The sequence below is a fragment of the Candidatus Blastococcus massiliensis AP3 genome (genome assembly GCF_000582785.1).
In the GTDB taxonomy this organism is placed as follows: domain Bacteria; phylum Actinomycetota; class Actinomycetes; order Mycobacteriales; family Geodermatophilaceae; genus Blastococcus; species Blastococcus massiliensis.
The window spans coordinates 854215-860482 of record NZ_HG931175.1 but is presented as its reverse complement, the minus strand read 5'-3'; the positions used below and the strand labels follow the sequence as shown (position 1 = coordinate 860482).

The window sequence follows — 6268 nt, the reverse complement described above, 5'->3', positions numbered from 1 at the left end:
GAGGCCGAGGACGAGGCTCCGCTCGCGCCGGGTCAGCGGGCAGGAGGCCGAGGCGGCGATCGCGGACCACGTCGCGGCGTCCAGGTGGGCGTCGAGGAGGGGCAGCAGGTCGCGCTCCTCCGCGGCGGTGTGCGCGTCGACGGCGTCGGCGAGCACCCGGCAGGCGCGGGTCACGGCGTCGCGGGCCGCGGGCGTGCCGGTCACCGCCCACTGCCGCCCGGCCGTCGCGAGGTCGCGCAGCAGTAACCCGATGCGGGCGGCCCGCGCCGTCCACTCCACGACGGCGGCCCGGACGTCGGCCTCGCTCCGGGCCGGGGCGGCGGACAGCAGCGCCGGCCACAGTGCCTCGGCCTCGATCCGGTGGTGCGAGACGAGCAGCCGGGACACCAGGTCGGCGTGCCCGGTGAGGGCGGCGATGCGCGCGCGGTCGCCCGGCGGCGCCCAGGCCCCGAGCTCGGCGAGCAGCCGCAGCTCCCGGCGGGCCAGCTGGTGCAGCACGCGCTGGTAGGAGCTGGCCCGGCTGCCGGGGGCGGTACGGGGGGCGCCGGGGACGACGACGTCGTCCGCCGGGGCGCGGGGGACGGGGACGACGGTGAAGACGGTGGCGGTCGTCATGGGACACCTCGTGCGGCTTCCGAGCCGGGAGCTCCAGGGCTGGTTCCGGAGCACGACGCGGCGAAGCGTAGGTCCGTCCACGGGCTGGTCGACAGCACTTTCCGGTTACGGCTGCCGGGTGCGTCCCCCGCGCCGGAGGAGCGCGCCGGTGCGTGTCCGGGGGCTGACCCGCGGTGACCCCGTCGTGCGTGCGGAGACGCAGACACGACGTCCGGTCTCTCGTAAGGTCGCCGCGTGGGCAACGTGCTGGAGCGGAACTGCGTGCGTGTGGCCGGCACGCCGGGCGCACGGCCGATGATGTTCGCCCACGGGTTCGGTTGCGACCAGGAGATGTGGCGCCTCGTCGTCCCCGCCTTCGAGGCCGACCACCGCATCGTGCTGTTCGACCACGTCGGGGCGGGTAAGTCCGACCTGAGCGCCTACGACCGCGCGAAGTACAACTCGCTGCGGGGGTACGCCTCCGACGTCGTCGAGATCTGCCGGGAGCTGGACCTGTCGGACGTCGTGTTCGTCGGCCATTCGGTGAGCGCGATGATCGGCGTCCTCGCGCAGCAGGAGGCCCCCGACGTCTTCGGGGCGCTCGTGATGGTCGGGCCCAGCCCGCGGTACGTCGACGACGGCGACTACGTGGGCGGGTTCAGTCGCACCGACATCGCCGGGATGCTCGACGCCCTCGACGCCAACCATCTGGGCTGGTCGACGCAGATGGCGCCGGTGATCATGGGCACCCCCGACCACCCCGAGATGGCCGCGGAGCTGACCAACAGCTTCTGCCGCACCGATCCCGACATCGCCCGGCACTTCGCGCGGGTGACCTTCCTGTCGGACAACCGGGCCGACCTCCCCGGCGTCACCGTGCCGACGCTGGTGCTGCAGTGCAGCGAGGACGTCATCGCCCCCGAGGTGGTCGGTCGCTACGTCCACGAGCACATCGCCGGGAGCGTGCTCACCCACCTGGCGGCCACCGGCCACTGCCCCCATCTGAGCGCGCCGGAGGAGACGGCCGCCGCGATCCGGGCCTTCCTCCCGGGGTGACGGGGATGGCCGAGGTGCCCCCCACCGGCGGTCCCGGGAACGAGCCGTGGGGTCGGCTGGACCGGCTGCTCGACGAAGATCCCGCCGAGCTCTACGAGAACGCCCCGATGGGCTACCTCTCCGCGACCACCGACGGCCGGATCGTCAAGGTCAACCGGACGTTCTGCTCGTGGCTCGGCCGGCCGGCCGACGAGGTGCTCGGCACCCGGTTCCAGGAACTGCTGAGCACGGGTGGGCGGGTCTACTACGAGACCCACCTGACCCCGCTGCTGCGCATGCAGGGCGCGGTGCGGGAGATCGCCCTGGACCTCGTGCGCGCCGACGGGACCCTGCTGTCCTGCCTGGCCAACGCGGTCCTGCTGCGCGACGACGAGGGCACGCCGGCCCTGGTGCGGGCCACGGTGTTCGAGGCGACCGCGCGCCGGCGCTACGAGCGGGAACTGCTGACCGCACAGCGCCTGGCCGAGGAGTCCGAGCTGCGGTCGCTGACGCTGCAGAGGGTGGTGTCCGACCTCGCCGCGGCCACGTCGGTGGAGGACGTCGGCTCGGTCATCGTCGAGCGGTCCCGCGCGGCGATGGATGCGCGCGGTGCGGCGCTCGTCCTGGTGGAGCGCGCCCGGCACGAGACGCCCGACGTACCGGGGTTGCGGCCGCTGTGGTCCGAGGGGCTGTCGCCGGACGTGCTGCTCGAGCTGCGCGCCGCGGCCGGCGGCCGGCTGGCCGTGGAGCTGGAGCGCGGGGTGCGGTCGATCGTCCTGGACGACCCGTTGCGGACGGCGCAGCCCGCCCTGGCCGCGGCCATGGTGTCGTCGGCCTTGACCGAGCTGGTCATCGTGCCCGTGACCGCCGACGGCCGGCGGCTCGGTGTGCTGGTGCTCGCCCTGGGGGAGGGGCCCGGCGACCTGATCAGCCTCCAGGAGCCCGAGGAACCGCGGTCGCTGGCGGCGGCGGACGTGGACCTGCTCTGGACGATCGGCCGCCAGGCGGGACAGGCGCTGGAGCGCGCGCGGCTGCACGAGCAGACGGCACGGCAGGCCGAGCGCGCGTCGTTCCTGCTGGAGGCGGCCCGGCTGCTGGCCGAGACGGCCGACGTGCCCGAGACGGTGGAGCGGGTGGCCGAGCTGGTCGTGGGCCGGCTGGCCGACCTGTGCGTCATCGACCTGGACACCGACGAGGCGCTGACCCGGCCGGCCGTGCGGCACCGTGACCCGGCCCGCCTCCACCTGGCCGAGGAGCTGCGCACCCGCCACCTGCCGCGACGCTCCAGCGGACACCCCAGCGTGCAGGCGATGCGCCGTGGCAGCACCGAGTGGATCGCCTCGGTGGACGACGAGTTCCTGCGACGGATCGCCGTCGACGACCGGCACCTGGAGGTCATGCGGGCCCTGGAACTGGCCGCGGTGGTGGCGGTGCCGCTGACCGTGGAGGGCCGGCAGCTCGGCGTCATGACGCTCGCGGCCGACCGTTCCCGGGAACCGCTGACCGCGGCCGACGTGGAGGTCGCCGAGCAGCTCGCCCTGCAACTGGCCCTGGTGGTCGCCAAGGCGCAGCGCTTCGACCTCGCCGTCCGCACCTCGCACGTCCTGCAGGACAACCTGCTCCCGCCGGCACCGCCCGCGGTCGAGGGGCTGGCGACGGCGGTGCGCTACCTGGCCGCCACCCGTGGGGTGGACGTCGGTGGCGACTTCTACGACGTCGTCCCGCTGCCGGGCGAGGAGATCGGGCTCGCCGTCGGCGACGTCGTCGGCCACGACATCACCGCGGCCGCGACCATGGGCCAGCTGCGCAGCGTCTACCGGGCGCTGCTCGCCGACGGGCCCGGGCCGTGCGCGGTGGTCGACCGGCTGCAGACCGGGTGGCCGCTGCTGGGACTGCAGCGCATGGCGACGGCGCTGTTCGCCTCGCTCGACCCGTCCTCGGGCGCGCTGCGGATCGCCTCGGCCGGTCACCCCCCGCCGGTGCTCCTGCACGAGGGCCGGGCGGCGTTCCTGCCGGTGCGGCCGGCCCCCATGCTGGGTGCGCCGCCGTCGGCAGCGACGGAGTGGACCGGCGTGCTGCCGGTGGGCGCGACGCTGATCCTCTTCACCGACGGGCTGGTGGAGAGCCACTCGGCGGACATCGACGAGGGCTTCGACCGGCTGCTGGCCGCGACGTCGTCGGCAGGCACCTCCGACCCCGACGCCCTGTGCGACCACCTGCTCGCCGAGCTCACCGGGGCACACCGCGCCGACGACATCGCCCTCCTGGTGCTCACCCGCCGCTGACGCTGGGGCGGCGACGATCAGGTTCCCTGATCGTGGCGCTTCCTCCCTCACGGTGGGCGGTGGGGTAGGACGCTCGGCGGTGCGGGAGGACGACGTGTAGAACCGACGCAGGAGTCCGCATCGAGCTGGGAGCCGCATGACCAACCCGTTGACCCTGTCGCCTGCACCCCGGTCCGAGGCGGCCGAGCGGGTGCGGGGCGAGGTGCGCGACTTCCTCGCCGAGGAACTGGCCGCCGGAACCTTCACCACGCACGTGGACACCTGGCTGTCGGGCGTCGACCCGGAGTTCTCGAGGAAGCTCGGCGAGCGCGGCTGGCTGGGCATGACCTGGCCGAAGGAGTACGGCGGCCACGAGCGCTCGGCCATGGAGCGGTACGCCGTCACCGAGGAGCTGCTCGCCGCGGGCGCCCCGGTCGCCGCGCACTGGATCGCCGACCGGCAGTCCGGCCCGAACCTGCTCCGCTACGGGACCGAGGCGCAGCGGCAGGAGATCCTGCCGCGCATCGCCCGCGGCGAGTGCTACTTCGTCATCGGGATGAGCGAGCCGGACTCCGGCTCGGACCTGGCCTCGATCCGGACGAAGGCGACGCGGAACGAGGCCGGCGACTGGGTGGTCAACGGCGCCAAGGTGTGGACGTCGAACGCGCACGCCTCGCACTACGGGATCGTGCTGGTGCGCACCGCCCCGGTCGACACGTCGAACCGGCACGCGGGCATGTCGCAGCTGCTCATCGACCTGTCGCTGCCCGGCATCACGGTGAACCCGATCCGCATCCTGGACGGCGGCCACCACTTCAACGAGGTCGTGTTCGAGGACGTCGTCGTCCCGGGCGACATGCTGCTCGGGAAGGAAGGCGACGGCTGGCACCAGGTGACCGCGGAGCTGGCCTTCGAGCGGTCGGGGCCCGAGCGGTTCCTGTCGACATATCCGCTTGTCGCCGAGTTCGGACGTCGAGTCGTCGACTCGGGCGACCCGGCCGCGCTCGCGGTGCTGGGCCGGATCTCCGCCCGGGTGCTGGCGCTGCGGCAGATGTCGCTGCGCATCGCGGCGGCGCTGGACCGCGGCGAGCTGCCGAACATCCCCGCCGCGCTGGTGAAGGACGTGGGGACGACGTTCGAAGCCGACGTCATCGACGAGATTCGGCGGGTGGTCGACGTGCTGCCGTCGCTCGACTCGCCCGACCCGCTGGCCCGGGCACTGGCCGAGGCACAGCTGCACGCGCCCGGCTACACGCTGCGCGGCGGCACCAACGAGATCCTCAGAGGGATCGTGGCTCGCGGATTGGGACTGCGCTGATGGCAACCGACCAGGACCTGGTGGTCGAGACCGTCCGGGGCATCCTCGGCGCGCACGAGCCGTTCGACCCGACGCCGGACCGGCGGTGGGACGCCGGGCTGTGGTCGGCGCTGGCCGACGCCGGGCTGACCGGTGTGGGGCTGCCGGAGTCGGCCGGTGGCTCGGGTGGCGAGCTGGCCGACGCCGTCGCGATCGTCCGCACGCTGGCCGCCGGCGCCGGCGCGGTTCCTGCGGCCGAGCAGCTGCTGGTGGCCGGACCCGCGGTGATCGCGGCGGGGCTGCCGCTGCCGCCGGTCGAGGAACCGCTGACCTTCGGCCACGCCGAGGGTGTCGTGGCGGCGCCCGCCGGTGACGCCTGGACGCTCTCCGGTTCGGTGTCCGACGTCCCGTGGTCCGGCGTCGCCGCGCACGTGGCGCTGCTGGCGAACGGTCCGGACGGCGCCGTCCTCGCGCTGCTGCCGGCGGCGGACCTGCCCGCGTCGGCTGCCGTGAACCTGGCGGGTGAGCCGCGGGGTTCGCTGACCCTGGACGGCGTGCGGGCCCTCGTGGCGCCGCTGAACGAGGCGCAGGTGCGCGAGCTGCGAGCCGGCTACGCGCTGGCCCGGGCCGTGCAGATCACCGCCGCGCTCGAGCAGGTGCTGGCCTGGACCGTGCAGTACGCGGGGGAACGGCAGCAGTTCGGGCGGGCGCTCGCGAAGTTCCAGGCGATCCAGATGGAGCTGGCCGAGATGGCCGGCGAGGTGACCGCGGTGACGGCGCTGACCGACGCAGCGGTGCAGTCGCTGCACCACGGCGAGCGGGACTTCTGGCTGGCCGCGGCGGCCGCGAAGGTGCGGGCCGGCGCGGCGGTCGAGGTCGTCGCGCGGCTGGCGCACCAGGTGCACGGTGCCATCGGGTTCACCCAGGAGCACAGGCTGCACCACCTGACCAAGCGGCTGTGGTCGTGGCGGGACGAGGCCGGCAGCGAGCTGGTCTGGTCGCGCGTGCTCGCCCAGGGCCTGCTCGCCGACGGTCCGGACGGGCTCTGGCCCGCGCTCACCCGGGTGGTCTGACCCTC

At 74.4% G+C, this 6268-nt stretch carries 5 protein-coding genes; 4 read left to right on the top strand and 1 reads right to left on the bottom strand.

Annotated features, from left to right (window positions below; all coding sequences use genetic code 11):
* The coding region (locus BN344_RS19740; RefSeq protein WP_081788808.1) for a hemerythrin domain-containing protein at nucleotides 1-615 on the bottom strand (615 nt) is incomplete at its 3' end.
* Nucleotides 616-849: 234 nt separating this feature from the next.
* On the opposite strand from BN344_RS19740, the gene BN344_RS18140 reads away from it, so the two are divergent.
* From BN344_RS18140 to BN344_RS18125, 4 genes are all read left to right on the top strand, one after another.
* Nucleotides 850-1650: an alpha/beta fold hydrolase gene (locus tag BN344_RS18140; protein ID WP_040339830.1), complete on the top strand. Its 801-nt coding sequence runs from the start codon at nucleotides 850-852 to the stop codon at nucleotides 1648-1650.
* A 5-nt stretch (nucleotides 1651-1655) separates the two neighbouring features.
* Nucleotides 1656-3914 carry a SpoIIE family protein phosphatase gene (locus tag BN344_RS18135; protein WP_040340160.1) on the top strand — a complete coding sequence of 753 codons (2259 nt, stop codon included), beginning with the start codon at nucleotides 1656-1658 and terminating at the stop codon, nucleotides 3912-3914.
* A gap of 136 nt (nucleotides 3915-4050) precedes the next feature.
* A complete protein-coding gene (locus BN344_RS18130) occupies nucleotides 4051-5211 on the top strand; it encodes an acyl-CoA dehydrogenase family protein (RefSeq protein ID WP_040339829.1) in 1161 nt (386 codons plus the stop codon).
* The gene (locus BN344_RS18125) at nucleotides 5211-6263 is read left to right on the top strand and encodes an acyl-CoA dehydrogenase family protein (RefSeq protein WP_040339828.1); all 1053 of its coding nucleotides are present in this window, start codon (nucleotides 5211-5213) and stop codon (nucleotides 6261-6263) included. Before BN344_RS18130 ends, BN344_RS18125 begins: the two co-directional genes overlap by 1 nt.
* Nucleotides 6264-6268: the final 5 nt, after the last annotated feature.